Below are 24,872 nucleotides of genomic sequence, written 5' to 3' on the forward strand. Positions count from 1 at the left end.
GTCCGGCTTAACAACTTCGGGCGGCACAATGGGAACAGGTATGGATGACACGCCCTCAAAGGAGCCGGGGAATGGAGCGGAACGAGTTCATCAGCTATGACCGGATTATTGTCGCCTGTAGCGGTGGCAAGGACAGTATCGCTACCTTGCTGCATCTTTTGGACTGCGGTGCGCCGGTGGAACGCATGGAGCTGTGGCATCATGATGTGGATGGGCAGGGGCCTTCCTTCATGGACTGGCCTTCCACCACGTCCTATGTCCACGCCTTGGCCAACCACTTTGAAATACCCTGTTACCTGTCATGGCGCGATGGTGGCCTGAAAGGCGAGATCCTGCGCAATGGTCTGCCGACAGCCCCCGTGCTGTGTGAGACCCCCGCAGGGCTGGTGCGCCGAGGCGGTGCCGGCCCTGTCGGTACTCGCCTGCGGTTCCCGCAGGTGAGTGCCAGCCTCAGCACGCGCTATTGCAGTGCGACCGCCAAGATCGATGTGGCCGACATGGCCTTGCGGGCACAGGATCGGTTTTTGGGAAGCCGCACGCTGTTCGTGACCGGGGAGCGCGCCGAGGAAAGTCCGAACCGAGCCCGTTACGCGGTGTTTGGCCCGCATCGCACGGACACACGCGACAGTCGGCGCAGGTGCAGGCATGTTGATCACTACAGGCCGGTCCATACATGGAGCGAAGCACAAATCTGGGCCATCCTGCAAAGGTATGGCATCATCCCGGCCCTTCCTTACCAGCTTGGTTTCGGGCGGCTCTCCTGTGCGCTATGCGTGTTCATGAGTGTGGATCAGGCCGCAACTTTGCGGCACATCATGCCCGAGCGTTTTGACGCACTGGCTGTGCTGGAGCAGACGTTTGGTTGCACCATGAAGCGCGAGTGCGGGCTTCATCAGTTTGCAGACAGGGGGCGGGTTTATGCGGCGGCACTGGCAAGGCCGGATCTGGTCGCCCGTGCACTGGAACACCAGTGGCACGGGCCGGTTGTCACTACACGCTGGGTGTTGCCCGCTGGAGCGTTTGGGGAAAGTGCGGGGCCGGGATAGGCCATTTTTTTGATGAAAGGGCGTGACTTTGGCATATGCTGTTCAATAAAGCTGTCTGCCGAAGGCTGAGACAAAACTCTACGTTACAAGGCGCGTCCACGATGGTGAAAGCTGATTAAGGAATAAGTGGTTTCATCGAAATACTGTTCACGCTTCGTAGTCACTCCGTCCATAAATAATATTATTCCTGTGACTAGAGAATATAACCTAAGATTCTAAGACGATTGATAAAAGAGTTGTAAGATGTTTCTGTCTTTTGAACCAGAGATTTAAGTTCATTTGCTCTTTTTTCATATTCTCTACTTTTATCGATATCATGGAAAAGCATGGCCCGATCTATGTTATGATCTGGAAGCAAGCAATATTTGCAGTCAGAGGAGTAGTGTAAACTTTCTGGAAACGGGAAAAAATACCTCTGAACGAAAAAATGTAACTCTATTGCGTCATTATAAAATGCGCGGAATAGGGAATTCGACTTCTTATCTTGGAGGGATTGGTTAGTGTTGTGAAATTGGTTGTATGCCTGAACAAATGTATCATCCATACTGGAATAATAAGAATGATCTTTTTGAAGTTGCTCAAAATAAGCCAGTATTTTTTTAAATTCCACAGGTGACCGATCGATCATTTTTTTGTCGTTTTCTATAAACCTATTCCGTTTATTCAGATACAAAAACTTAAAGGCTATTAACATAATTCCAATAGTAATCAGTATAACTGAAAGATAGTAGTTGGTTGATACATCTATATTTAGACCAGCCTTGCTAGCTGCGAAAGCAACAAAAAACATCCACAGCGGTGTATTTAATAATGCAAACCCCCCGCCAATAAACATCAACCCAATCTTGAAAATTATATTTTTGCTGTAGAAAAAAGAAAAATTACCATGTTTGCTGGTGTAGGAAAAACGGAACATAAGCACTGAAAGCCTTCTTTTATGAAGAAAGATCTAATCTCTGAAGCTTATATCAGTTTTGACTTTGCCGCAGCCGATTTTACAGAAAGTGCGCGAAAGGCGACATCCTTTTTAAGAATTTGAAAAACTTGATCTAACAACCCACAAGAGGCTTAAACAAAACATAACCGAGAAATAAAAATGCAAGAACGTCTGCCACAGCTTGGGCGGGCGCGCAAGCGCCAGGCGTTGCGCGCCTGACGGCGCGGCCTTGCCCGCCCGCCCAAGCTGCGACCGCGCGGAAAACATCAGGAGATTGAAAAAAGAGCAGATCAGCTCTGACGCAATCGCCTGCCAGTTTTCCCCATGATCAGGAGCCTCTCCATGGAACTGCGCGTCGTCGATCCGAAAACCCTTCTCGACAATCCCGAAAACCCTCGCACATCGGCCCCTAATGTCGCCGCAGACAGACGCCTTGCCCATAACATCAAGGTGGTGGGTCTTCTGCAGGCACCACTGGTGCGCGAACTGCCTGACGGCCAGTTGATGATTGTGGCGGGCCATCGTCGCCGCCGTGCCTGCGTCCTTGCGAAAATGCGTGAAATGCACGTTATCGTGACATCCGCAGACGAAAAACTGGATGGTCTTGCGGCTGGCTCCGAAAACATCATCCGCGAGGCGATGACGCAGAGCGAACAATGGCGCTTTGTCGATAAGGCCCGTCGCGATAAATCGCATACAGACGCACAGATTGCCCGCGCGCTGATGGTCACACCAGCCTATCTGAAACGCCTGTCGCTTCTGGCGGGTCTGCATGATCCGATCCTGCACGCGATCGACATGGGCCGTGGCCCGGACTTCAACGACCTGAAGGTGATCGCCGCAGCTCCGGTGGAAGAGCAGCGCGCGGCATGGGCCGAAATGTTTGAGGATATGGTCGAGGACGATGCTGACCCGGCAGAGTATCGTCTGAATGCTGAAGATCCCGAGGACATCGTGCCCTGGCGCGAGCTTGCCCGGTTCCTGAAACAGACGCGCTATATGGCGGTGGATGCCCGCTTTGATGAGGCCATGGCCAAAGCCTGTGGCGTGGTCTGGACCGAAGACCTGTTTGCCGAGGGTGGGAAGGATAACCGCTTTACCGAGGATGGTTCGGCTTATGCCGCAGCACAGGAACAGTGGCTGGCTGATTGTCTGCCCGAGGGCGGGGTCAAGCTGGAAATGGGCGAGTATGAACGGGCGGCCACCCCAGAGGGCTATCTCCGTCTACCGCACTGGATGGAGGCTGAGGAGACTGATGTGATGGGGTACTTCCTCAACCCCAACACCCTGAAGATTGACGAAATCCCGTTGCGACCGAAGGATGAGGAAGAACAGGAAGTTACCACATCACCGGGCAGCATCGCCCCCGCAAGCGTTGCTGCGCCTAAAGAGCGGCCGGCAATTTCTAGCACAGGTCAAACCATGCTCGGCCTGATCCGCACACAGGCCTTGCACGCAGCGCTCGACAAGGTTGTTGAGGATGTTGACCCGTGGGATCTGGTTGCGGCCTTGCTGCTGGCCCTTGGCGCCAAGAATGTCACCGTGCATACCCCCGAGCGTGAGCCTTATGGCCAGATGAGCCGACGGGAGACCGCACTGGCCACCCTCTTCCCCGAAGGCGTGCTGATCCGTGATCCGGTATTGCTGCGGCTGGAAGCCGTTGCGGTGCTCAAGAACGTTGCAAACTGCACGATCAGCCAGCATAGCGGCAGCGGTGTAACGGCCCAACTCATGGGGCTGCTGTTCGACGCCGATGCGCAGATGCCCAACATGGCCTTTGAGGACTTCCTCAAATGCTTCAGCAAGCCCGGCATCATGGAGGCGGGTAAGGCGCTGAGCCTTCTGCCCCGTAACACCGGCAAGGAGATGCGTACCGCCATCATGGCGCATGTGGGGGCTGATGGCCGCTGGGTGCCCAAGCAGGCCGGGTTCGGGCCTGCCACGGAGATATGGAAAGCGGAACTGGCCGCCATGGAGCGCACCGCCGAAAAGATAGCCTCTCTCGGAGCTTCCCACGATGGTGATGATGAGACTGGTGAATTTGATCACCTGATCACCGTTGAGGAAGAACTGAATGGCCCTGATCCGGAAGAGCCGGACGAGGCCGAGAGGGTTGCGTTGGAAAACCCCGACACAGATGCCGCTCCTGAGCCTGAAGGTCAGGACGATGAAACGGTTGCGCTGAAGGCTGCCCTACTTGAACAGGCAGGGGAGGTTCTTGCGCCGGATGATTCTGCTTCTGATGCACGGGCAGCGATCAACGCCCATCTGAATAGCCACCTTGAGGTGGTGCGGATCGCCGCCTGACGGCGGTCGGTTCAAGATCAAACCCAACAAACAAACGAAAAGCGTGCCTGCCAGAACGGGGCCACGCGTTCAAACGGTGGGGCTTCGCTCCCGGCGCTGCGCGCCGCGTTTGAGCGCGTGGCCGCCGTCCCGGCAGGTAGCTGGTATTCAGAAAAGGAGAATGCCATGCGTCCGATTACCTTCCTGCCACCTGCGCCTAAAAAGCCAGTTCCATCACGCTGGGCCTGTGTGGACGCTTCCGTAACGTGCCGGCGCTGCCATCACGAATGGGCCGATGGTGACCCGGCCTACCAGATGGCGTGTCGCGGCTGCGGGGCGCCTGCTGGCCAGCCCTGCTGTCGTCCAGAAGGCGGGAATGAGCGCGTGTGCTTCCAGCGTGATCAGGATGCGCGCAGGGCAGGGGTACTGCTCCCCTGTGAAGGGCTGAGTTGGGATGGTCGCCACGACAAGCCGTTGCCTCTGTCGCTTACACAGGCTCCCACCGCGCGCGCCGTCCTGACTGGTGCTCCGATCAGTCGTCGATTTGCTGCCTAAGCCAATGCAGGGATGCTTAGTTGCTCGCCTGCCAAGAGAAAAATAGAACAAGGAACGAAAATCATGAGCGATACACAGACGATACTTGCACAGATGGATCGCTACAATCGCCTCAAACGCGAAAGCCAGACTGAAGACAGAGCGACCGTCATGACCGCCCTGAAAGCGTGTGGCATCACGAAAGTCGTTATCCGCTACGATGGTTATGGTGATTCAGGGGGCGTGGAAGATTGCCAGGTTGAAGGTGGGCAGGGACAGGAAAGCCTGTCAGTGCCCGTGCAGACAAAACTCGTTGACTGGTTGTCGTCAGAGGCTGCCAGCCATACCGCACCGTTAAGCGAAGTGCTGGAAACGCTTGCCATGCAGTATGTGGCTGTGGAGCATTGTGGTTGGGAAAATAATGAAGGCGGTTCCGGTGATGTCACCTTCGATCCGGTCGCGGATACGATCACGGTGTCTCATACTGAAAATTATATTTCCCATGAAGACTTCATGCACACTTATTGAGGCAGGCAGGCGGATATGGCGCATAGTTATTTCCACGCATCCATTACAGCAAAAAAATGGGGCGGTGTTCCCGAGGATTATCAGGCAATCCATGACTGGTTTGATGGTTCGAAAGCCATTCTGGCTGACATGCGCCACAGAGCGCTGCGCCATCATGCCGAAGGTATTTTCATGGCCGAACAGGTTTTTGGTGTCACCCTTATAAATTCGGCCGGGCGCACCGTTCCGGTGCGCCTTATCGGCGAACAGCATGTTCTGGACGATCTCGGCCACATCCCGAGTTTCGCGGACTGGGCGCGGGCGATTTCACCAGCCCGATGGATGGTGCGGGTTTCGCCGCACGCGGTATCTGGACAGTCCATTTCCCCAACAGGTGCGCTGCCCATTGCTGCTTAATTGGCTGGCGTAGCGCGTGTCAGACGGCTGCTATGCAGAAATGCACACAAATGGGCTGACCAATATACCTACACCTAAAACTCACTGTGAACAGCAAAGTGCGCCTGCCAGAACGGGACCGTGCGTTCAAACGGTGGGGCTTCGCTCCCGGCGCTACGCGCCGCGTTTGAGCGCACGGCCACCGTTCCGGCAGACAGCAGAGTGTCAAAAATCATAAAAGGACAACGACATGTCTGCATCATTGACTCACACTCGCCCTGAGACAATCTCGGCCGAGACGCTCGCGCAGTTTATCGGCACGACCCGGTATTACCGCTACACGATGGGTCTGATCCTGACGGATGGGGCCGCATATCTGGCCAAAAATGGCGCAGCGTGGTTGCTGGACATTCTGGCGAGCGCGCGACTGGTTCCAGCCGTCAGACGTGCTGAGTTCGAGTGCTGGACGCTTAGGGTGGATCTTACCAAACACTGCGCCGAGGTTGTCTGCACGGATGGGAACGGTGAGCGCAAGGCCAACATCCTGTATCGCCAGAGAGTGGATTATACGGATTTCCCTATGCCAGAACTGAGGCTTTACGTTGTGGCCGATAGCGATCCCGGCAAGGTCGTCATGCTCACATCAGAATATTGAGCGGAGCCGGGCCAGAGCGTGTGCCATTCACAAAAAAACAGTAAAACACAACCCGCAACCACATTTGGGAGGCCGTCATCACATGGGCCAATTACGGCATTGGCGGCATAGCGGAACGTCTTAATAGGGTGGGGCAGTCAATTGCTCTGCCCTTTTTTTATGCCCTGATGTCAGGACATAAAAAAAGGACCACCCAATGAAATTGCATTTTGACCATGCGCTGGTCACCCGCCTTCTTGCCCATGCAGAAGCGGCTACAGAACACACTCCAACTTTTGCGCAGTTGTGTGACAAATCCTTTCACCGTGAAGGCGTGACGGCCAAATATCCCACCAGTGAAGATCTGGACCTTACGAAGATACCGCCTGGTTTGATGCTGGTAGGCGATCTCGGTGTCTACCTCATGTCAAACGGCACTCCGGGCCTTGCCGGGCAAAAGGGCACCGATCATCTCGTTGCGTATGCTGAAGAAATAGATACTCAGATCAACCCCGAAGGTTGGTACGACATGAAGCAGGCATCTTTTGGCGCTGACGATGGTGCGGAATTCCTGAGCGCAGAATGCGTTCGTAAATCACTTGAAGCAACGGTGAATGGTAAATTCTGGTTGAATGTGACGACCAAGCATATCTTCGCACCATCGTCGACATCTGCTCATAGCGGGGTGTAAGCCAATGATACCACAATATCCTGTTGGAACAGTATTTGAATGCCGCGAACTCGGGTTTAATAACTGGCAAGAAACAGATGATGCAGGAAATGAGATCGCACTTCAATTTGAGAGCGTTGATGAGGCGCGAGATACATTCCGTAATTTTGTAGCGAATGTTCGGGATGCGATCCAGTCTGGTAATACAGAACCAGATTGCGACGTCGATCCTAATGATTTTGATTTGATCGCGATACTTCCTGACAAAACCGAGAAATTCATTGAAACTGGTGAAACGACAATGGAAAAACCGGAAATCAACAACGGATAAATAGTTGGCTGTCATACATGCGGGGCCGGGTCAAAAGGGAGCGCAAGCGCCGGTGGCAAGCCACCGCTTTTGACCCGGCCCCGCATGTATGAACGCGCGAAGGACATCATCAAAATAAAGGAATGATCAGATGTCCCTGCCAGTGAACCACCCGCATGTTTCAATTGGAACCATGGTTTCAACCTGCCTCTACAATCGTGGACGCGGTTATGTGTTTAATATCCATGGTGAACAACGCCCTGAAACTGTTCGTGCCTTGAGCCATGGTGTGGTGTCCAGTGGAGGCCGGGCTGAGTTTGATATTGTTTTTGAGTCTGGCCACATTTCCAGACGCCTTCCTGAATGCATTCTGCATGGCGTCCAGTGGTCAATCTTTGATCCGGATGCGGGGTTTGCGGACGCTGATCACATAAAGCAATTACTGGATCATGCTGAACAGATCAGGCTGGAAGCTGAAAAACAGGCACAGGAAAAAGCGCGCATCTTCGCACAAGAAGTTAAAGCGCTGAAAACCAGTTCAGAGTATGCGGATCTGGAGCAGGGGACTGAAAGTAGCGGAATTCTTGCCGCTAAAAATATCCGGAAACTCCTTAAGAAGCAGTTCCCGGCAACAAAATTCAGTGTCCGAAAGGCACACTGGGGCTCCCTGATTGTTAAATGGGAGAAGGGGCCGGAGACTTTCGAGGTAAAAGAGTGGACCTCACGGTTCATTAACAAAGATTACGACCTGCAATCAGATTGTCACCGCTACGTCTCTACGCCGTGGACCGAAGTCTTCGGATCAGTTGACTATATCAGCCTTTATGGCCCTTAGTCCCGGGTTCCAGAGCAGTTTTCACTATCCCGATCAGGCTGCACTGTGTGCAGCTTACACATCGAAGCAGCACAGAGTGCTTGCAGCACTGCTTGTGACTTTATCCCCGAACGATCCCTGCCCAATGCAGAATGTGGCTAAAGAGGCCTATTCCTGCGCGTATAACCGATCTCCCGCGGATGCGGGAGTTTTCCGAAAGCATTGAGTTGTGAAAGATATAAATAACTCTGAACTGATTTTGCATGATGGCATACGTATTGAAATTAAATGTGCTGATAAAGGTATCTTTATTCGCACCCAAGACGATGCCCCTTTATCTACCAGTTGGCATGGCCCTTATCCAGATCGCCTCACAGCATTATCTGATTTTGACATGCGAAGAGCCATCCCGAAGTTTACCGCAGATGAACTTCAGAGGAAAAAGGATCATAAATATTACAGTGTGGTCGACGGTGTGCCCATGGTGTTGCACCATTGTGCCTGGACTGGAGCGACCATTCTGACACCATTTGAACTGGTGCCTGCGCACTGATTTGCAGTGTCGGTGAAATGTCCAAATCTGCACGGTAGTCATCAGCGTGCAGATTTGGACGGAAATAAAAAATAAAAAAATAAATCAAAAAATAAAGGATCGCTCTCATGGGGCGATGGGCCTGACAAGGGTTCGTCGCAAGCTCCCGGCGCACGCGCCGCCCTTGTCAGGCCCATCGCCCCATGAGGCTCGGATCAGGTCAGAAAATAAATAAAGACCTGAGGAGAAGTGGTCATGTCCGATAACATTCCAGCCAACACGAACTCACAATCTGAAACCACCCTGCGGAAACCAGTTTCATTCCGGATATTGGGTATCAATACTTACTTCCGTATGGCGCACAGCCCTCGGGGGAAAATGTACCAGAAAGTTACGAGCAAGCACCTTGTCGCTGTAGGTGAGAAAACGCTCATGCAAATCAGCCCTGAGGCGCTTGTTTTGTCTGTCCTTCTTGATGAGAGCCCGGGCAAGAAACTGCGCTACCGCCTGCGCCGCCTTCCAAAAACACTTGGACAGAATGTGAACCTGTCCCCCACGGCAAAAAACTATCTGGAATGTGCCGGATTTATCGTGGGAGCACTGGGACTTGCTGGCACGTTGGTGATGATTGTGTGCGCTCCAACTATCCTCGCGGGAATTGCTGAGGATCACCCGGTTCAGATGGTGCAACATTTCGTCATGGCCGGGCGATAGGAGAAGCTATGCTCAGACAATATTATGCAGGCCGCTGGTTTGCGCCCTCTTCCAACCCGCTGCGCGTTGGCCCGATCAGCATTGGTTCCATTTACCGTATGCCTGCGACCGTTCATCGCGGCTTGAAGTCCAAAGCACCCCTGAAATGGATGGTTGTTGCATTCCGCAATGGTGTACACGCCGCGGCTTTCCGTGACCAGCGGACTGGCCATTGGGTTGATCGGTATATTTCCGGCCGGTCTGACACGGCCGTCATTCGCCGTCTGGCTGATGGGTTTGAGAGGGATGTCTCTGTCGCACTGCTCCTTCATTACGATGCAGAACAGGGAGGAACAGAATATCCAGCTCTGCCGAACATCGTACGCTTTCATCGCCATTATCGGGGCAACCCGGAAAAGGAGGCCGCATGAATGAAGGGATCAGCTTTCCGAAACTGCGCCTTCCCCCCATTCAAACCACTGATCTAACAGCGACCGAATGGGCCAGCGTTGAAGACAAAGCCAAACTGGGAAATGCCATCCTCTGTTTTATTGCAAAAGGAATGCCCGCACATGCCTGGTCCCATCGGCTTTACAGCCAGGTATCGAATATGTGGGGGTTTATCGCGCATTTTAATCAGCAGTGCTTTGGCTCACTTCATTTTGAAACCACTGAGGGCCGCATTCGATTTCTTGAGCAGATTGTCAACGCCTCGTGCCCTGGATCTCCGCGTTGGACCTGGTGCGATGTGGAAGCCATCATCCAATGCCGCGTAAGGGATTCCAGGTTGGTGGATGCTTATAGGCTTCAGGAAAAACAGGAAATGGAACGGAGTGAGAGGGCGCAGCTTGATGCCCTGATGGCGAAATACTCTGTGAGACCAGTGTCATCTGGCACTGGATATCTACTCCCAAAATCCTCCGATAACCGTGAGCAGCTCTCTCTGATCTGACAATGTCCAGTGCCCCCTTGTGGCGCTGGAGCGTATTCACAACCAGTTTGCTTACACTGTGTGCTGGCACATCAATCTGACGCCTGCGGCGACAGGCAAGAGGACTAAAACATATGTTCGAAACCATCACACTGCCAAATGTCCCGACTTTTACATCTCCAGTTTTTCATCGGTCATCCGTTGTGCAACGCATTGGACCGGCGCGCGGCTATCTCCAGGAAGAAGCGGTGTTGGCTGATGAACTCCATGATCATGCCCTAAACGCAGCAACACGTGCTGCATTGCAACGTCAGGCCCTGAAGGCCAGGCGCAAGGCGGCACGTCTCATTCTGGCAGTCAGGTCGTAACCCGATCAGTTGTTTTCTTTCAACTGCTGGATACCATCCCATACAAATTGCCAGAAAAGTCCCGCCTTATGTCACAGCTTACATTGAAAAATTTGGTCATTATTGCCGGTTTGCTTGGCGCATGGAACGCAGCGCAAGCCCAGACCTGCCTGCAGTTCAGTCCAGATGGTGTTCTTCCGGCATTGGACAATCCAAAGCTTACTCCGCGCACGACATTACTGTGTAATGATGGTTATGCCTCCCTTAACTCAGGGTTGGTCCATGAACCGCTCTGGTCAGCAGAATATCTTACCAGAGTGTCTGTTCAAGCGGCTTCAGGAATTGGACGGACCACCAATATTTTCCATGCAGATAGCAGACTGCCAGATGGGGATGGTGCGGAATTATCGGATTACAGGCGTTCTGGCTATGATCGTGGACACATGACGCCATCTGGCGATGCAGCCTCTGAAGAAGCACAGCAGCAAACCTTTACTCTGTCTAATGTCGTTCCTCAGACAGCTGCTTTGAATGAAGGAATATGGACGGGTGTAGAAATGGCGGTTCGTCATCTGGCCCAACGTGATGGGGCTATATACGTTGTCACAGGTCCCGCTTTCCGAGACAGTACGCAGGGAATTGGTCGGAATGTGCTTGTTCCCAGCTCAACATGGAAGGCGGTCTATGACCCACAGTCTGGTGGCGCAGGGGTCTATGTATGCAAAAATAATGATGCCCCAACATGCGACATCGTCAGTGTTACCACCTTGATCCATGCTGTTGGTATTGATCCTTTCCCCTCTTTGCCCACAGAGGTTAAGGACCATGTTATGGACCTTCCAGAACCAGAGGCCAGTCCTTATCGCCCTCGCCATGGCCGTTCTTTTGAAAACCAGATGGAACGACAGGGTGTGCGATTGGGAATGCGTGTTCTGAAACAGATGATGGAGGAATAGATCATGGCGTTTACTCCCTTCCGTGATGAGGGTGAAAGTTTGTCCATTGGAGGGCTAACGCTTGAAAATGGGAATGTCCGGATTGCACTCTATGGCCGGCTTGATATCAGGCGGGATCAGGAAAGCCTGAAGAACCTGTTAGTTCTTAAAGAACAGATTGACGCAATCATCGTCAGCCTTGACGCGCAAAAATCCTTGCCAGCGCAAGCATCTTCTGGTGAGGTCACCCACGAGATGAAAAATCCATTTTAAGCAGCAGCGCAGGACACAATCATTATGAGCAAAGCCTTTATTGCGGCTGTTCTTCAGGACAGTATTGGATGCACAGGTGTTAAAGCCGGTCAGGCTGCGAACGATCTGATTGAGGCTATTGTCGTCGAACTCCGAGACAATGGCGGCTTTACTTTACCCAGTTTTGGCACTTTCACGACGAAAACCGCAAAGGGGGGACAACGCATGAACCCCCGGACGGGTGAGAAGGTCATGATTGAAGAGTATTCCACGGTCCGGTTCAAAGCGTCACCAGTTTTGAAGAAGCTCGTAGCTGGTTCAGAAAAAAGCAAATCTTCCGCGTCTTCACGTGCCGTCAAAGTGGTTGAAGCCACCCGGAAGCCGGTACGACAGGTAAAAAAGACAAGTGTTGTTGCTCCAGAAGCTGTAGCGGAAAAGCCGGCACGCGGCCGGAAAAAAACAATCGTCCAGCCCGTGGTAGAAGAAGTTCAGGTTGTCGCCCCAGCGCGCAAGAAGCCCGGACCTAAGCCGGGTTTCAAGCGGACCGCCAAACCAAAGGCGCAGTAACTGGTCTATGAGATATATTCAGCCGATTTCGCTGACGCGCGACTTCTCCAAAGATTTGTTTGTAGGCATTGATTCCTATGCCAATGCAGGGCAATGAGCGCCTGACCTATTTTTATGTGGATGCAGCGAAAGTCTCCGCTGCCTGGTGAGCTCTTTCGCGTGCTGTGCTTCCCCAATGCTCTGGCATTGGGGAAGTGACCAGTCATGGCTCAGCTTGCTCGTGCGGTGAATGCTTTGAGTGCATCGGCCAGATAGACAGTCCGTTGAACGGTCCCGGATGTTTCATGGTTGATTGGTGAAGATGATCCTATTTCAACGACGCCTTTGACCATGCTGTGAAACGCGGCCAGCGTCGATATGTCTCCCTGCCGGTTGATGTGGCTGGTGACATCGGCCATGAATTGGGCACAGCTTTCAGCGCGAGCCCCCAGAATAATCAAATGCCCGCACATCGCTAGTTCCAGGCAGGACACAAACTCCTTTTCATCCCTCAGGCGGATCAGCACATAAATGTCTGCGTTCATTTTCTGGGCAAGTGCCAGAATGAAGTTCTGACGCATAATGAGTGTGCCAGCTTCCCTTGAAAGTGTTTGGGTATCAGTTTGCTGTGGCCAGATATCCTCGGATTTCAGGCCCTCGCCAACAAGGTAGATTTTTTCCTCAGGGATAAAAGACGCCCGCAGGCGTAGGATTTCCACAATGGTTTCAACGGTTTTTTTGCCGTCTTGATCTACCACCACAATAATTCCGCTAGGCAGGTCGGATATTGGTTGAAGATCAGAGGATACGAATGGTTGAGAGGTGTCAGGCATCTGGAAAAGTATTCTCCTGAGCCAGATTCAGGGCTGGCTCATTATCTGGCAAAATTACCGTCTCCAGTCTCTCTCATCTGGTTGTGAATACGCGCTTTTGCCCACGTCCGGTGATGGCCGCCGATTACCACTTTGCAGGATGTCGAACGGTGGGGTAGGGGAGCGGGGCGTTTCCTCAACCCCCCTGATGCGCAAGGGCGCATCAGGGGGGCACGTTCCGGGGATTACGGCCGAGCATCCAGCTTCAGTATGACAACCCTTTGACCAGCTCATCAACACGGGCCAAGGGCCCCCGCTAGCGCGGCTACGCGATCCTCACGGCGCCTTGGCCATCGTGCGTTCATCGCAGGGCATAAGCCCCGCGCTGCCCGCACGCTGACCGGCTTGTTCAGGACGCTCCGGTGTTGACGAGCTGGTCAAAGGGCTGTCTTGGCCGATGGCAGGATGTGGCTCAGAAAAACGCCTCCATCCCCTCCACTCTCGGAACCGCCTCGGGCGCTCGCCGCCCCGAACCCCGGCAGGATATGGTCTAGTAAAACATTCGGTCTATACTTTGTTTGCAAGTGGTATTCATAACAATGTGATAAATAAAACCATGTTGTTTTTTCTAGTTATTTCCGTTTTATGCTTGTGTTTTCCGGGGTTTTTGGGTATTGTTAATCATGTTCTGGAGGCGGCTCGGCTGCCTTGTTTCTTTCGCTATCAAGTATAGACGGAGATAATACCATGACCTACCAGCGTTTCGAACTTTCCGATGGTGATCGTCAGAAGATCCGCAATGGTGTGTCGTGCGGGCTGCTGCTCGAACGTAATGGCTATCTCCTTGTGAAAGATAAAAGCACTCGTAAATGCCTGAAGTATCGTAAGGATCAGGACATCATCATTGTGAACCATGGTGATCGTGGATGGTATGGAGTTTACGGTATTGCTGACCAGTGCAAGGGTGACGTTTTCGATCTGATGAGACTGCTTAACCCCAGCATGAAGTTCCGGGAGGTTTGTGTCGAACTGGGTAATCTGGTCGGCATTGAACCCGAAGGTGCGGCATATGTTGCCCAGAAGAAAGAGCGTGAGGATTTTCGGTCGCCTGCTGAGCGTTGGGCGGAAAAGAAACCTCTCTATCGAAATGGCAAAGTCTGGAACTATCTGACCAAGGAACGTTGCCTGCCAGACTGGATTGTTCGTCGGGCTATGACCGCAGGCTGCATCAGGGATGGGTATCACGCAGCGTGGTTTGCTCATACCGATGCCAATGGTGCTGTGTGCGGCGCAGAACTCCGAGGCCCGGATACGCATATCTGTCTTGGCGGGTCAGTTAAGACACTCTTCCGCTTCAAACCCGGTGCTGGAACGCAGGTCAAGCGTCTGGTTGTTTGTGAAGCCGCTATCGATGCCCTGTCCTTCGCAGCACTCGATAATGAACGCACGCCCGATACGCTTTATGTTTCTATCGCAGGCGCCATGGGACCAGAGACCATTGCTGCGCTGAAAACACATTTGGCGGATATGGCCCATATCGACGGTAGCCTCTTTGTCGTTGCAACCGACGATGACGATGCGGGCAACCACTTTGCCGACATGCTCTACGACTTTGCCTTTGATGCCAACGTAACTTTTACCCGTCGTCTGCCACCGGACCGCTCAAAGGACTTCAACCAGACACTCAAGAATATGGCCGGAATGGCCGCCTGATCTGAAGGAACAAACCCATCATGACACAGACACCAGAAAGCCAGCCACAAAAATGCCGCCGAGCGGAATTTGATGAAGATCCTCTTCTGAGTAGTGCGGGCGAAAGCCTTCGTAATGACCTTACTGTCCTGCATGAGCATCCGGAGTTTTTTGCGCGCACAGTGCCTACATCGGGTCTGGGGTATGAGATCCCATGGACCTGTGTCTCTTACCAGCAGGACGGGCGAAAGAGCACAGGTCTGGTCGTCAGTGGCACCCGATGTGACGATAAATGGGACTTATCTCAGGACATCGTAATCTTTGATGCATGGCTTGGAGAGATTGGTTCCTTCCTGACGCTCAGGGCTGGAAAGGACATGGTCGAACACAGCGTGACCCTACCCGGTTTTGGCCCACGCCAGCCTAAAAAACCCGCTTTGCTTCGGGAATATGCTCAGGCCCTTGAGGTATGGATGGCCAGTCCACGTCTGCAAGACGAATGGCTGGAGCGCATGGGGAAGGGGACAACCCCAATGACATTCATAGAAATCTGCTTCGGAACGGACCGTTATCGTGGTCTGGTCATTGATGGTGACAGACTGCCATCAGGGGAGTGGGATTATGATGGGGATCTGGTTCTTCTAAGCCCTTCTGGTCATGACCGGCCCTACAATATCTGGAATGCCAGCAAGGTGGAAATCCTCTTTGATGGAGATCAGTCCCGTGTCATCCGTTAACGATGTTCTGCTTGGCCTCACGCCGGTCCAGCGTGAAGCGGCTCAACAGGAAGGGGCTGTGGTCGTGCTGGCCGGAGCTGGCACGGGTAAAACTTCCACTCTTGTTGGTGGCGTTGTCGATAGGATTGAACGCCGAGGGATGTCTCCTCACCGTATCCTTGCTGTGACGTTCACCAACAAAGCTGCTCAGGAGATGCGAGACAGGATCGGCTTTGCCCTTGGTCAGGAGCGTTCACCCTCATGGATCGGGACATTTCATGCCCATGGGTGCCGCCAGCTGCGCACGGATCCAGAGATCGCCTTTTTGCGGCCGGGCTTCGATATCTGTGATGCGGACGATAGCCGTCGTCTTGTGCGTAGGTTGATGCTCAGGGCTATTGATGATGGTGCACTCGACCCGTTGCCCGGAGATGAACTGGGGAAGCGCGTCAGATCTGTCACAAATCACATCGCCATGTTCAAGGATGATCTTGTTCTGCCAGACCAGGCTCTCGCGTTGGTCAAAACCTTTCAGGACAGGCACGGAACCGGTGAACCTGATGATGCCATGGCATGGGAAATGGCAGCAGCCCTTTACCCAGCCTATCAGGCTATTTTGCGCGAGACGAATACGGCCGACTTTGGTGACCTCCTTCTTTGGCCAACCATAACAATGCTGCGTGACGAAAAATATCGTCTGGACTGGGCACACCGCTTCGACGCGGTTCTTGCTGACGAGTTTCAGGACGTGAACCGGCTCCAGTTCCTCTGGCTCAAACTTCTGTCCCGCGATCACCAGGAACTGTTCGCAGTCGGTGATGATGCGCAGAGCATCTATGGTTGGCGTGGCGCCAATGTGGGGTTTATCCGGAATTTCCTGAAAGAGTTTCCCGATGGCCGCATGATAGCGCTGGAAGAAAATTTCCGCTCGACTGGTCATATTCTGGATGCGGCCAATACCATTATCGCTGGGGACAAAAACCGGCTGAAAAAAACCCTCTTTACATCTGAGGGCCCGGGCGCAAGGCTGGAAATCGTTGCCTGTAGCGGGGGTGTGGAAGAAGCGCAGACACTCGCAGCGGAAATGGGACGTCGGGCGCATGAGGGCGTTCGCTATGAAGATATGGCTGTTCTTTACCGCTACAACTTCATCTCCCGTATTCTGGAAGAACAGCTTCTAAAGGCCAAAATACCTTATGAACTGGTCAACGACACGGCCTTTTGGCAACGCGGTGTCATCAAGGATGCATTGGCTTTCCTCAGGCTGACCAACGCACCGGAAGAGGCCCAGAGCAATGAGGCGTTCAGGCGGGTGATCAATCTGCCGGCCCGTGGTGTTGGCGCCAAGACGCTGGCCAAGTTTGAAGCATTTGCTGAAGACAACAACATTTCCCTGTTTGTTGCGGCAGAAAAGATGATGGGTGAGGCCGTTGGCAAGAATGCTGAGAAGGTTCGTGCTTTCCTGCAGATCATCCGCGAGGATGAGTTGTCTGGTGATTCATCGCTTTCGGGTCGTATGCGCAGTCTTCTTGAGCGGTCTGGTTATATGGACATGCATCGGCAGGCAGGCGAGGATGGACAATCGGCCCTTGAAAACCTTGATGAGCTTTTTGATCTCGCAGGAGAGTTTATAGCCATTGAAGACCTGTTCGAGCATGCAGCCCTTGGTTCCGCCCCGGCAGGCAGCACGTCACAGGGACGCGTCAAGCTGATGACGATCCATGCGTCCAAGGGGCTCGAATTCCCGCATGTTTTCCTGATGGGATGGGAAGAGCAGATGTTTCCAAGTCCGTCCAATGTGGACCAGGATGAAGAACGGCGTCTGGCTTATGTCGCATTGACCCGCGGGCGCCGTCGGGTCGCCGTTACATGGTGTGCCTTTCGCAATGGTCGCCAGTCTCAGCCCTCACCATTCCTGATGGAGCTGCCAAAGCAGGTTTGGACAAAAGGCTGGCACAGGAATGCGGGTAAGAAATCCGTCGGTATTTTGCCAGACCGGGCCGCACTTGATGCGGCGTTAGGGATCTGAACAAACAGGGACCGAACTCCATTCACATCTGGTTACCTTACGCTGGTAGCCATGACAGTTATTTTTCCATCCGTGCAAAGGGTAGAGCTTTCGCCCGCAGCAGGGACAGGCCAGTTGAGGGAACTGGCCATACAGGCGGGTGAGGAACTCGACGGGCATGGTAAACGTGTCGCCAGCATGGTCCCTCTTATCCTATTGGCGGCCGGTGCTTACTCTGAGCGGTGGATACTCCTGAAATTTGGCGCTTTGCTGCATGATATAGGCAAACGCCATATATCATGCGAAATCCTTAATGCCCCCAGACGATTGACCCAGACCGAGTGGGTCCTGATGCAGCAGCATCCTGTTTTCGGATTGGACATCCTTCGTAAATCAGTCCGTGACCTGCCTCATGATGTTGCAGATTGTGTGCTCCTCCATCACGAGCGATGGGATGGGAAAGGTTATCCCACGGGGCTTGCAGGTGAAGCGATTCCTCTCTTTGCACGCATTGTCGCAATAGCGGATTTTATCGACGCTCTGGCGTCTCCTCGTTGCTACAAGCCCGCGGTGCCCATACCCATCGTCAGAAAGCTGATCGACCGCGAGAGTGGGCTAATGTTCGATCCTGTTCTGGCTGAGGTCACTCTATTGATATGGGAGCGTCTGATCCACGCGCGATGGCGAGCGGACAGACGGCCTGCATTCACAACCAGATAGCCCATACTGTTGCTCAGAGAAAAACCGGGAGGAAGATCCATGGTACAGAGTAGTAAGTCTGCAACAGGGAACGCGGTCCCATACGACCAGATGTCCAGTCGGGATCGGGATGACGCTCAGCGTGTCATCATGAGGATTGTGAGGGAGACGCTGCATAAGGGGCCGCACTCAGCCTTTGAACTGAGGTCCTGCATCCCTCATCAGTATCAGGGAGCGTATCATGTCGTGTTGGAGGATATGATCCGGGCGGGTGAAATTGCCTCCATGGGGCACAGTGTTTACGCAAAGGTTCCATGGATGCCACAGACCCAGCCTGTGCGGGCCGATGCGGTATTGGACATCGTGTTTGGCGCTTTGTCGCATACGATCAAAGTAGGTGCGACAGCTGTGGAACTGGCGGCTGATCTGACGTTACCCAAGGATGCTGTCTGCCGGGCATTGGACGCACTGGAAACCTCTGGTCTCATTCGTGAGACGCGGCAGAAAAGACGATATCGTCTGGTCAGCCCAAGGATGGCACAGAATGTCCGCCAGGGTGCTGCTGGACGGATATTTGCGGATGTCCGTCATGGGTGATTGGATAACATTTCCCAATGGCAAAAAAGCCCGCAGGGCATGGGAGTGTGAGCCACGCCGTGTCTCTGAATGGCAGGCATTATTGCGTGCATCCCATGACGTTCTGCCTCGACCGTTCTGTAATTGTCGCCATCAGGGGCGGAATCTGGAGCTTGTGGTCCGTCGTTCCACCAGAAAGGAGCAGGGCAGGACGGTGGAAGCCTATCATTTGGCCAGAATGCCCAATCAAGGCGGATTGCACTATATCGACTGTCCATTCCATCAATCTGATCCACGATACAGTGGACAGGCGGGTTATGCCACAGGTGTCGTAAGGGAAACGCCGGATGGGCGTGTCCGGGTTGCGTTAAGGCGTGGGCTGGCGGTGCATGACACTGCCCATACGCCTTCTACGGTTGAGAGGGACCCTCAGAGGGAGCGCGCCGGTAGAAAAGAAAGTCGCCCCCGTCAGTCGCGCATGACCGAACTGGGACTTTTGCATCTTCTGTGGGAACGTTCTGGTACCAATACGTGGCATCCGGCCATTAAACGTGCCCGTATGTGGTGGCCCGGAGTGCGACAAAGAGTGCTTGATGCGGCAGTGGACATCATGGTCGGTAAAGGGAGCCCTCTGGCGGAGCATCTGGCAATGATCGGGTACGGTGATGCTGATGGTCCGGCCCTGTTGCGCGACAAAGTGCAGGCCTGCGGGAGTAACTGGCGTATCCTGTTGTTGGGAAAGGTCGACGGTCTGAACATAATAACGAGCCAGAAATCGGTAGGCGGGGCCGCTCGACGGTATACCGCATTGCGTTTCGATGGAGCCAAAGATTACCACCTGAGTGTTACGGCTGATGAAAGTTGGTTCTCCCGTTTGTCGCATCGTTTCCCCCGGTCTGTAGGGGCCTTGCAGCAGGAGCGATCCGAGCGACAGATCTCAGTCATCGGTCTTGTCACGGCTAGGATCAAGCTTCGCAGGGGAGCGGGGAAGGTCTCAATCTGGGCCTGGGCAGATGATATCGCCTTGATGGAAGTCGACCCAATAACTTTGATTCCTGTCGAAAGCAGTTACGAACTGCGGATCACACAGGCTCTGTGCGCAAAACAACGGACGTTTACCAAGCCATTGCGGTTTGATGCGACAGATGATGTTGTCCACCCGGATTTCATTCTTACGGATACACAGGATATCCGTGGCACTCCCATGGAAGTCTATGGTCGTGACGACGAAGCTTATCGGGCTCGCAAGGCGGTGAAGGACGCCTATTATAATGCGACATATGGTCTGGACGAGTGGTGGTCATGGGATGTCCAGTCCAGTCCGGATCATTGGCCAGATTTTCCGCATGCTGTCGTCAGCCTCCAGTCGGGAGATGATCATGACTGAAGAGGGTCATGCAACAGACCGATGCGGTGTTATCCACAGAAATGGTGGACAAGAGTGTGGAGAACTTCGGCCAGAACATGCAAACCGTGGGAGTCATGACCTCTCTGCAACGTCAGAGCAGATCGCCTGCGATCTTAGATTGATCGGCTGGTCAGTCGTTCAGGCCGAAAAACGTTCGGGTATAGGCCGGAACAGGATCAGCCGATGGCTATCGGGAGTGACGCCAGAAAGTTCTTTTGTCCAATGGTTGTCCCTTCTGGCAAAATGGCATGAAGCCTGGGCCTCCCCCTTAAAAAGGCCACTTGGACCTTCTACCAACAAACCTCCCATGAAGGGGCGTGAATTTTACAGGACGCTTCTGGTGATAGGCTGGTCGGAACGGTTGGCTGTTGCTCGGATGGGACATAATCGAGCGGCGTTCCGGGCCGCTCTGTCCGCAGGGGGGCACCTCACGCAACAGGAATCCCAGTGGCTCCGCTATCTGGAATTGGGTCATCTGGCATACGCGGCGCCAGTGGTATCATCTTCTCTCTTGAATTAAGGCAAAGGACAGATACGCCATGTTGGCAACAGTAGATGAGGATCAGATGTCTGAACAACATGAGGACGCTGCCGTTGGCGGCATCGCGGCAGACCGCTTACGTAGCATTATTGAACGCGTGGAGCGATTGGAGGAAGAGCGCAAAGCGTTGGCCGGAGATATCAAGGATATTTTTACCGAGGCCAAATCAGCAGGATTTGACGTGAAGGTTATCCGCCAGATTATTCGCATGCGCAAACAGGAACCCTCAGAGATCGAAGAGCAGGAAACCCTGTTGGACATCTACCGTCGAGCACTTGGTATGTGAGGCTGCCATTACAGTGGAGGACAATATTCCATACCAGCTGACCTATCGGCCAATGGCCGGATATGCACTCAGGCAGGCAGTGACTGCCCGGGTCCATGTTCGGCCGCGACAGGATATTACGGCGGATGGCAGTGCTAAGCCTTCTATGCGGGCAATGGTGGTATTCACGGCGCTCTTGCTTGCCAGTGACGGGTTTGATGGCTTCTGCCTTGTTGATCAGTTGTCTGATTTCAATGTTACGGCCGCAAGAGTGATGGGGGCGGAAATTTTATCTCTTCCGGCTTGGGGATGGGTCTGCTTGGGCCTGCTTTCCCTGTGGATTGGTTACAAAACCCATCCGGGGCAGCCACTATGGCACAAGACTTTCTGGTTTGGAGGGCGTCTGCGACGCCTTTGTCGGTTTGGGGCATTCGGTCTTGCTGCACTGGCCTGCGTTGCAGGCCATGTGAGCTTGAAGACTATTTACTGAGTGGGGTGTTGCTGGTCGGCAGGTTTTTGGAGGAATACCTCAAAATCCGCCATGCGACATAAACGCAGCTTATGCAGAACGCCAGATCGTTGACGGCACTTCCAATAGAACTTCCGGGTCGTATCATCAAAATCTGAAATGCCGAAAAGCCATGATGCTGCATCCAGTACGTGAGAGGCAGGAATACGCTGGTTCTGGTGCCAACCTGAAAAATAATGGCGTAAATGGCGATGTTCAGTGCCACAAATAGCGTGAGTTGCACGGTCAGGAAAACCGCAAACCCACGCCATAGGCTGAGCTGGATGAACCATAGATGTGCCTTGATGCGTTTAGGCATAACTCTCACACAGATTAACTAAGGCGACAGTGTTTTCACCATAATGCGGGAAAAATTGGCAGCCCCATTGTGCATGAAAGTCTCGAATTTCTTGTGAGCGCTGCTCCCACTGGTTTGCTTGACAGGCAACGCGCCACTCATTGCGCGTTGCATCGTATCGCCAGCCGGCCCGGTCCATTGCAATGCGCGCTTCGGGCGGTACGGGTGTCTTAAAACGCAGACAGAGCAGATCTGGCATCTGATCTTCATTGCCTCCCGAGCATAGGCTCAGGATAAGGTCGCATGAGGAAAATATGTTTGAACGTGTTGCCACGATCATTGTCCTTTGAGCAGATCCTGTGGCGCTATGCACCACAGGAGGAAAGAGGAGGGTGGTTAGGGTGTCGTCATGCCTGAGGGGGGTGACGACTTGTCGACATTTTTCTGAATGTCGAACGAGAGATCGGCCCCTGTGTTGCCAAGGCGTAAGTGTGCCTTGCACCCATCAGGTGTGCTGCAGGCTGGAACATAAAGTGTCTGTTCCAGATACTGGCCGATGAGCACTCCCCTCTCCATTTTCCCTTTGGAATCGCGACTGGGGTTCGTGATTTTGTACGAAATGGAGAGACCGTAGCCAGTTGCCGTCCGACTGGTCAGGGTCAGCCTGAAATCTTCGACAAGATCGGATGTCCGGGACAGGTTACCGCCTTTGTCCATTACGCTGCGTCCAACGTAACAGCCAGTGCGGTAAATCAGCGGAAGATTGTCGCCCAGCAGGGCCACACCTTCAACATTGGACAGACCGATAACCGTTTTATCGTGCGAGATCCCATAGTGGACAAGTAGCGGTTGTGGATCCGGTCCTGAATGGGCATCAGGCTTATAATCGCGCACTTTCTCCTGAATTTCATGCGCTGCAAGCAGGTACGCAATTTGGCTCACCCGGGCGTTGCAAACAGCATATTGGGTTGCAGGCTTCATTGTGGGAGGTACTGAAGGTTCAGGAAGTTTGTTTGTTTCCGCTTGCGCGGATGACAGCGGGTAATCACTGCCAAAAATACCTCCACTGGCGAGAAGTGTGATCGCCAGCAGGGTACGTCGATGAGAAGGGCGTAACCGCATTCTTAATGTCTTTGTCTAAGCACGGCGATGCATTATGCCGCCGTAGGGTTCGAGCAGAAGTGCTTCTCTGCATTATGCCCACAGAAGGTTGTGAATACGGTTTTGGGCAAAGCCATGCCTATTGGGATTGGCGTTTCATAGCCTAACGGCTTCTAACCTCGCGACCATTACTAGGTTGAGAGTGCGGGTGCACCACGTGATGAAGTAGCTGGTCAGATCTGGCGACAAGAACTTCCGCCAGATGCTGGGCATCATTGGCAGCATCGACCGCGTCACGCGTCAAGGCAGATTGCAGGCAGGCTTTGAGCCAGTCTGATGCCGCAGGATCGTTTAGGATTGTTTCAATTGTTTCCTGAGCAGGTGAAATTGTAGCGTCCTGTTCACTGCTCATTGGTGCGGTCCTAGAAGGCATACAAACAGAAAATACAGAAATAATAGTAATAGAACACTCGAAAACACCCCCAATATACTGGAAATTTCATACAATCCAAATATACTAGGTGTTTCCTCTTGGTGTTTGGACATGGTTTGGATATTTCCCGGTGATTTGGGGCGTCCGCGCCTGAAAAACTGCATGATCAGGCACGCCCATGATCGCACCAATCGGTAAGTCCTGAGCAACCACATTGGCATAGAAATAAAGCCCACCAGGGCGAAAGCGCTCAGGACATAAAGCCAATGATCCAATTGCTGCGGATTTAGAATGTGATCGCACATCTCATTGGCCTGCCCTACGTCAGGTGGCAAAAAGACAGGCCCGCCATTGGGGCCTCCATGTAAACTAAGTGGAGAAGGCCACGCACGGCAGGCAGCGGTAAGATCGCGCATTGCCGATGACACATCAGCGGGCACGTTGATGGAATTCGTATTGATATGAATTGGCATAAGTGGATACTCAAACGGACTGGCGGCACGTTTGCGTGTCAGCCATGATTTTCTTCATTGAATGCTACCGTCGCAAAACTATTTCAGGTCCGATGAACGGGCATACCGGACGCTGCAGGTTTATCTTGCTGCGGAAGTTGCTTTCGGGAAAAGATGAGTCTGATCGACTGCTCACGACCATCACCGAGGAGAAAATCAACTGCCTCAGCATGATCTACGGGAAGTGTCAGGGTACTTTCATAACGGCGTTCAAGCGTCTCTGGGCACTGGGTGTCCATGCAGTCGGGCATTTTTAGCAGTTCCAGATATGACAGGGTAACGTCAATTTTAATATCGTTATTCGCAAGTCTATAGGCTTTGTAAGTGCCTCTGAGGCCGGTCTGGATTATGTCTGGAATCAGCTCAAAATGCGTGATCCCTTGCTTTGAGTCTTTCGTGTTGATGGATATTCCGATGTAGGGTACGTTTTCTCCTTCGCGCAGAAATTCAATATCCTTATCACTCGGCTCCACATAGCCAGAATATTCTGTGACTGCCTCCCTGGAGAGGTTAAGAGTTTTTCCGTCTACTGTTTTTGGTGTGATGCCCAGAAGCCTATGCATCTGGATCGTCATGGTGATGACGTCTTTTGTATTATGAAGATGGGTTTGCGTGGTCAGTGCCTTCGGACGTGTGTCGGCTATTGCCCCGGGTGCGGCGGCCATACTACTGACCGCAATAGCGAGCGAGGCACAAAAAATCCGGATGTTTCGTTCTGATGTGCAAATTTTGAAAACCATGGTTGTGTTGGTCCTTGATCTGGCATGATTGCCTTAAAACCATCATCACCCATCTGGTTGTGAATACGGTTGTCGCATCAGGAAAAGGATCTGGGGCGGCTCGGCGGAGCCGAGTGCGTTCACACCAGGTTCGCTAGGCGGCAGGCCGCCAACCTCACCCGGAGCCCCCTGCGGGGTCTCCGTGCAGTCGCAT

The 24,872-nt window shown here is 53.2% G+C and carries 31 protein-coding genes and 1 pseudogene; 25 read left to right on the plus strand and 7 right to left on the minus strand.

The features are described from left to right. Positions 1 to 71: 71 nt before the first annotated feature. The gene (locus tag AABE20_RS14190; protein WP_338333693.1) at positions 72 to 1,046 is read left to right on the plus strand and encodes a phosphoadenosine phosphosulfate reductase domain-containing protein; all 975 of its coding nucleotides are present in this window, start codon (positions 72 to 74) and stop codon (positions 1,044 to 1,046) included. Between the two features lie 193 nt (positions 1,047 to 1,239). Here AABE20_RS14190 and AABE20_RS14195 read toward each other — a convergent pair whose 3' ends face one another. Then, positions 1,240 to 1,962 (minus strand): hypothetical protein, encoded by a 723-nt coding sequence (locus tag AABE20_RS14195; protein ID WP_338333694.1) that lies wholly within the window; start codon positions 1,960 to 1,962, stop codon positions 1,240 to 1,242. Between the two features lie 363 nt (positions 1,963 to 2,325). On the opposite strand from AABE20_RS14195, the gene AABE20_RS14200 reads away from it, so the two are divergent. The 16 genes and pseudogenes from AABE20_RS14200 to AABE20_RS14275 form a co-directional block, all read left to right on the plus strand. Beyond that, entirely contained in the window at positions 2,326 to 4,290 is a 1,965-nt protein-coding gene (locus AABE20_RS14200; RefSeq protein ID WP_338333695.1) for a ParB/RepB/Spo0J family partition protein, read from the plus strand. A 165-nt stretch (positions 4,291 to 4,455) separates the two neighbouring features. Then, positions 4,456 to 4,824 (plus strand): hypothetical protein, encoded by a 369-nt coding sequence (locus AABE20_RS14205; protein ID WP_338333696.1) that lies wholly within the window; start codon positions 4,456 to 4,458, stop codon positions 4,822 to 4,824. 63 nt (positions 4,825 to 4,887) lie between these two features. Next, entirely contained in the window at positions 4,888 to 5,331 is a 444-nt protein-coding gene (locus tag AABE20_RS14210) for a DUF6878 family protein (RefSeq protein ID WP_338333697.1), read from the plus strand. Between the two features lie 15 nt (positions 5,332 to 5,346). Beyond that, on the plus strand, positions 5,347 to 5,727 hold the full coding sequence (locus AABE20_RS14215; RefSeq protein ID WP_338333698.1) for a DUF6915 family protein: 381 nt from the start codon (positions 5,347 to 5,349) through the stop codon (positions 5,725 to 5,727). 229 nt (positions 5,728 to 5,956) lie between these two features. Further along, the gene (locus AABE20_RS14220) at positions 5,957 to 6,361 is read left to right on the plus strand and encodes a DUF6876 family protein (RefSeq protein ID WP_338333699.1); all 405 of its coding nucleotides are present in this window, start codon (positions 5,957 to 5,959) and stop codon (positions 6,359 to 6,361) included. Between the two features lie 196 nt (positions 6,362 to 6,557). Beyond that, on the plus strand, positions 6,558 to 7,031 hold the full coding sequence (locus tag AABE20_RS14225; protein WP_338333700.1) for a DUF3085 domain-containing protein: 474 nt from the start codon (positions 6,558 to 6,560) through the stop codon (positions 7,029 to 7,031). A 4-nt stretch (positions 7,032 to 7,035) separates the two neighbouring features. Beyond that, a complete protein-coding gene (locus AABE20_RS14230; protein ID WP_338333701.1) occupies positions 7,036 to 7,341 on the plus strand; it encodes a hypothetical protein in 306 nt (101 codons plus the stop codon). Between the two features lie 130 nt (positions 7,342 to 7,471). Then, positions 7,472 to 8,155: an LPD29 domain-containing protein gene (locus AABE20_RS14235; RefSeq protein ID WP_338333702.1), complete on the plus strand. Its 684-nt coding sequence runs from the start codon at positions 7,472 to 7,474 to the stop codon at positions 8,153 to 8,155. 208 nt (positions 8,156 to 8,363) lie between these two features. Next, positions 8,364 to 8,687 carry a hypothetical protein gene (locus tag AABE20_RS14240; protein WP_338333703.1) on the plus strand — a complete coding sequence of 108 codons (324 nt, stop codon included), beginning with the start codon at positions 8,364 to 8,366 and terminating at the stop codon, positions 8,685 to 8,687. A gap of 234 nt (positions 8,688 to 8,921) precedes the next feature. Continuing rightward, positions 8,922 to 9,380 (plus strand): hypothetical protein, encoded by a 459-nt coding sequence (locus tag AABE20_RS14245; RefSeq protein WP_338333704.1) that lies wholly within the window; start codon positions 8,922 to 8,924, stop codon positions 9,378 to 9,380. An 8-nt stretch (positions 9,381 to 9,388) separates the two neighbouring features. Beyond that, positions 9,389 to 9,790, plus strand: coding sequence for a hypothetical protein (locus AABE20_RS14250; RefSeq protein WP_338333705.1), 402 nt, complete (start codon positions 9,389 to 9,391; stop codon positions 9,788 to 9,790). Further along, complete coding sequence (locus AABE20_RS14255; RefSeq protein WP_338333706.1) at positions 9,787 to 10,311, plus strand: hypothetical protein; 525 nt, start codon at positions 9,787 to 9,789, stop codon at positions 10,309 to 10,311. The genes AABE20_RS14250 and AABE20_RS14255 overlap by 4 nt, the downstream gene beginning before the upstream one ends. 113 nt (positions 10,312 to 10,424) lie before the next feature. Then, positions 10,425 to 10,658 (plus strand): hypothetical protein, encoded by a 234-nt coding sequence (locus AABE20_RS14260; RefSeq protein ID WP_338333707.1) that lies wholly within the window; start codon positions 10,425 to 10,427, stop codon positions 10,656 to 10,658. 68 nt (positions 10,659 to 10,726) lie between these two features. Then, positions 10,727 to 11,593, plus strand: a complete 867-nt coding sequence (locus AABE20_RS14265) for a DNA/RNA non-specific endonuclease (RefSeq protein ID WP_338333708.1) — start codon at positions 10,727 to 10,729, stop codon at positions 11,591 to 11,593. Positions 11,594 to 11,596: 3 nt separating this feature from the next. Continuing rightward, positions 11,597 to 11,845 carry a hypothetical protein gene (locus AABE20_RS14270; protein ID WP_338333709.1) on the plus strand — a complete coding sequence of 83 codons (249 nt, stop codon included), beginning with the start codon at positions 11,597 to 11,599 and terminating at the stop codon, positions 11,843 to 11,845. Between the two features lie 24 nt (positions 11,846 to 11,869). Beyond that, positions 11,870 to 12,136, plus strand: a pseudogene (locus AABE20_RS14275) (HU family DNA-binding protein); the annotation flags it as partial. A gap of 464 nt (positions 12,137 to 12,600) precedes the next feature. On the opposite strand, the gene AABE20_RS14280 reads toward AABE20_RS14275, so the two are convergent. Continuing rightward, complete coding sequence (locus AABE20_RS14280; RefSeq protein ID WP_338333710.1) at positions 12,601 to 13,203, minus strand: hypothetical protein; 603 nt, start codon at positions 13,201 to 13,203, stop codon at positions 12,601 to 12,603. A gap of 726 nt (positions 13,204 to 13,929) precedes the next feature. Between AABE20_RS14280 and AABE20_RS14285 the strand changes: the two genes are divergently transcribed. The 8 genes from AABE20_RS14285 to AABE20_RS14320 all read left to right on the plus strand — a co-directional run bounded on the left by AABE20_RS14285 (position 13,930) and on the right by AABE20_RS14320 (position 21,577). Beyond that, positions 13,930 to 14,895 carry a DUF3991 domain-containing protein gene (locus AABE20_RS14285; RefSeq protein WP_338333711.1) on the plus strand — a complete coding sequence of 322 codons (966 nt, stop codon included), beginning with the start codon at positions 13,930 to 13,932 and terminating at the stop codon, positions 14,893 to 14,895. A 20-nt stretch (positions 14,896 to 14,915) separates the two neighbouring features. Beyond that, positions 14,916 to 15,611: a hypothetical protein gene (locus AABE20_RS14290; RefSeq protein ID WP_338333712.1), complete on the plus strand. Its 696-nt coding sequence runs from the start codon at positions 14,916 to 14,918 to the stop codon at positions 15,609 to 15,611. Continuing rightward, positions 15,598 to 17,619, plus strand: coding sequence for an ATP-dependent helicase (locus AABE20_RS14295; protein WP_338333713.1), 2,022 nt, complete (start codon positions 15,598 to 15,600; stop codon positions 17,617 to 17,619). The genes AABE20_RS14290 and AABE20_RS14295 overlap by 14 nt, the downstream gene beginning before the upstream one ends. Before the next feature lie 51 nt (positions 17,620 to 17,670). Further along, positions 17,671 to 18,318 (plus strand): HD-GYP domain-containing protein, encoded by a 648-nt coding sequence (locus tag AABE20_RS14300; protein ID WP_338333714.1) that lies wholly within the window; start codon positions 17,671 to 17,673, stop codon positions 18,316 to 18,318. A gap of 225 nt (positions 18,319 to 18,543) precedes the next feature. Continuing rightward, positions 18,544 to 18,894, plus strand: a complete 351-nt coding sequence (locus AABE20_RS14305; protein WP_338333715.1) for a hypothetical protein — start codon at positions 18,544 to 18,546, stop codon at positions 18,892 to 18,894. Continuing rightward, positions 18,887 to 20,260: a DUF1173 family protein gene (locus AABE20_RS14310; RefSeq protein WP_338333716.1), complete on the plus strand. Its 1,374-nt coding sequence runs from the start codon at positions 18,887 to 18,889 to the stop codon at positions 20,258 to 20,260. The genes AABE20_RS14305 and AABE20_RS14310 overlap by 8 nt, the downstream gene beginning before the upstream one ends. A gap of 587 nt (positions 20,261 to 20,847) precedes the next feature. Then, the gene (locus AABE20_RS14315) at positions 20,848 to 21,108 is read left to right on the plus strand and encodes a DUF2312 domain-containing protein (RefSeq protein WP_165992653.1); all 261 of its coding nucleotides are present in this window, start codon (positions 20,848 to 20,850) and stop codon (positions 21,106 to 21,108) included. Positions 21,109 to 21,121: 13 nt separating this feature from the next. After that, positions 21,122 to 21,577 (plus strand): hypothetical protein, encoded by a 456-nt coding sequence (locus tag AABE20_RS14320; protein WP_338333717.1) that lies wholly within the window; start codon positions 21,122 to 21,124, stop codon positions 21,575 to 21,577. Here AABE20_RS14320 and AABE20_RS14325 read toward each other — a convergent pair. The 5 genes from AABE20_RS14325 to AABE20_RS14345 all read right to left on the minus strand — a co-directional run bounded on the left by AABE20_RS14325 (position 21,567) and on the right by AABE20_RS14345 (position 24,679). Beyond that, complete coding sequence (locus AABE20_RS14325) at positions 21,567 to 21,914, minus strand: hypothetical protein (protein WP_338333718.1); 348 nt, start codon at positions 21,912 to 21,914, stop codon at positions 21,567 to 21,569. The genes AABE20_RS14320 and AABE20_RS14325 overlap by 11 nt on opposite strands. Further along, positions 21,907 to 22,152 (minus strand): hypothetical protein, encoded by a 246-nt coding sequence (locus AABE20_RS14330; protein ID WP_338333719.1) that lies wholly within the window; start codon positions 22,150 to 22,152, stop codon positions 21,907 to 21,909. Before AABE20_RS14330 ends, AABE20_RS14325 begins: the two co-directional genes overlap by 8 nt. A gap of 137 nt (positions 22,153 to 22,289) precedes the next feature. Continuing rightward, positions 22,290 to 23,015 (minus strand): hypothetical protein, encoded by a 726-nt coding sequence (locus tag AABE20_RS14335; RefSeq protein ID WP_338333720.1) that lies wholly within the window; start codon positions 23,013 to 23,015, stop codon positions 22,290 to 22,292. Positions 23,016 to 23,157: 142 nt separating this feature from the next. Then, positions 23,158 to 23,406, minus strand: a complete 249-nt coding sequence (locus AABE20_RS14340) for a hypothetical protein (protein WP_338333721.1) — start codon at positions 23,404 to 23,406, stop codon at positions 23,158 to 23,160. Positions 23,407 to 23,983: 577 nt separating this feature from the next. Then, positions 23,984 to 24,679: a hypothetical protein gene (locus AABE20_RS14345; protein WP_338333722.1), complete on the minus strand. Its 696-nt coding sequence runs from the start codon at positions 24,677 to 24,679 to the stop codon at positions 23,984 to 23,986. Positions 24,680 to 24,872 lie beyond the last annotated feature (193 nt).

It is taken from the genome of Acetobacter zythi (assembly GCF_963921165.1).
GTDB lineage: Bacteria > Pseudomonadota > Alphaproteobacteria > Acetobacterales > Acetobacteraceae > Acetobacter.

What these genes read in the sequence shown, in the direction of transcription:
- AABE20_RS14315 (WP_165992653.1), top strand. Translation starts at nt 20,848, where the DNA reads ATGTCTGAACAACATGAGGACGCTGCCGTTGGCGGCATCGCGGCAGAC.
- AABE20_RS14280 (WP_338333710.1), bottom strand. Translation starts at nt 13,203, where the DNA reads ATGCCTGACACCTCTCAACCATTCGTATCCTCTGATCTTCAACCAATA.
- AABE20_RS14310 (WP_338333716.1), top strand. Translation starts at nt 18,887, where the DNA reads ATGGGTGATTGGATAACATTTCCCAATGGCAAAAAAGCCCGCAGGGCA.
- AABE20_RS14335 (WP_338333720.1), bottom strand. Translation starts at nt 23,015, where the DNA reads ATGCGGTTACGCCCTTCTCATCGACGTACCCTGCTGGCGATCACACTT.
- AABE20_RS14270 (WP_338333709.1), top strand. Translation starts at nt 11,597, where the DNA reads ATGGCGTTTACTCCCTTCCGTGATGAGGGTGAAAGTTTGTCCATTGGA.
- AABE20_RS14205 (WP_338333696.1), top strand. Translation starts at nt 4,456, where the DNA reads ATGCGTCCGATTACCTTCCTGCCACCTGCGCCTAAAAAGCCAGTTCCA.
- AABE20_RS14330 (WP_338333719.1), bottom strand. Translation starts at nt 22,152, where the DNA reads ATGCCAGATCTGCTCTGTCTGCGTTTTAAGACACCCGTACCGCCCGAA.
- AABE20_RS14255 (WP_338333706.1), top strand. Translation starts at nt 9,787, where the DNA reads ATGAATGAAGGGATCAGCTTTCCGAAACTGCGCCTTCCCCCCATTCAA.
- AABE20_RS14225 (WP_338333700.1), top strand. Translation starts at nt 6,558, where the DNA reads ATGAAATTGCATTTTGACCATGCGCTGGTCACCCGCCTTCTTGCCCAT.
- AABE20_RS14195 (WP_338333694.1), bottom strand. Translation starts at nt 1,962, where the DNA reads ATGTTCCGTTTTTCCTACACCAGCAAACATGGTAATTTTTCTTTTTTC.
- AABE20_RS14215 (WP_338333698.1), top strand. Translation starts at nt 5,347, where the DNA reads ATGGCGCATAGTTATTTCCACGCATCCATTACAGCAAAAAAATGGGGC.
- AABE20_RS14325 (WP_338333718.1), bottom strand. Translation starts at nt 21,914, where the DNA reads ATGCCTAAACGCATCAAGGCACATCTATGGTTCATCCAGCTCAGCCTA.
- AABE20_RS14245 (WP_338333704.1), top strand. Translation starts at nt 8,922, where the DNA reads ATGTCCGATAACATTCCAGCCAACACGAACTCACAATCTGAAACCACC.
- AABE20_RS14285 (WP_338333711.1), top strand. Translation starts at nt 13,930, where the DNA reads ATGACCTACCAGCGTTTCGAACTTTCCGATGGTGATCGTCAGAAGATC.
- AABE20_RS14290 (WP_338333712.1), top strand. Translation starts at nt 14,916, where the DNA reads ATGACACAGACACCAGAAAGCCAGCCACAAAAATGCCGCCGAGCGGAA.
- AABE20_RS14190 (WP_338333693.1), top strand. Translation starts at nt 72, where the DNA reads ATGGAGCGGAACGAGTTCATCAGCTATGACCGGATTATTGTCGCCTGT.
- AABE20_RS14200 (WP_338333695.1), top strand. Translation starts at nt 2,326, where the DNA reads ATGGAACTGCGCGTCGTCGATCCGAAAACCCTTCTCGACAATCCCGAA.
- AABE20_RS14220 (WP_338333699.1), top strand. Translation starts at nt 5,957, where the DNA reads ATGTCTGCATCATTGACTCACACTCGCCCTGAGACAATCTCGGCCGAG.
- AABE20_RS14300 (WP_338333714.1), top strand. Translation starts at nt 17,671, where the DNA reads ATGACAGTTATTTTTCCATCCGTGCAAAGGGTAGAGCTTTCGCCCGCA.
- AABE20_RS14235 (WP_338333702.1), top strand. Translation starts at nt 7,472, where the DNA reads ATGTCCCTGCCAGTGAACCACCCGCATGTTTCAATTGGAACCATGGTT.
- AABE20_RS14340 (WP_338333721.1), bottom strand. Translation starts at nt 23,406, where the DNA reads ATGAGCAGTGAACAGGACGCTACAATTTCACCTGCTCAGGAAACAATT.
- AABE20_RS14345 (WP_338333722.1), bottom strand. Translation starts at nt 24,679, where the DNA reads ATGGTTTTCAAAATTTGCACATCAGAACGAAACATCCGGATTTTTTGT.
- AABE20_RS14250 (WP_338333705.1), top strand. Translation starts at nt 9,389, where the DNA reads ATGCTCAGACAATATTATGCAGGCCGCTGGTTTGCGCCCTCTTCCAAC.
- AABE20_RS14260 (WP_338333707.1), top strand. Translation starts at nt 10,425, where the DNA reads ATGTTCGAAACCATCACACTGCCAAATGTCCCGACTTTTACATCTCCA.
- AABE20_RS14210 (WP_338333697.1), top strand. Translation starts at nt 4,888, where the DNA reads ATGAGCGATACACAGACGATACTTGCACAGATGGATCGCTACAATCGC.
- AABE20_RS14230 (WP_338333701.1), top strand. Translation starts at nt 7,036, where the DNA reads ATGATACCACAATATCCTGTTGGAACAGTATTTGAATGCCGCGAACTC.
- AABE20_RS14265 (WP_338333708.1), top strand. Translation starts at nt 10,727, where the DNA reads ATGTCACAGCTTACATTGAAAAATTTGGTCATTATTGCCGGTTTGCTT.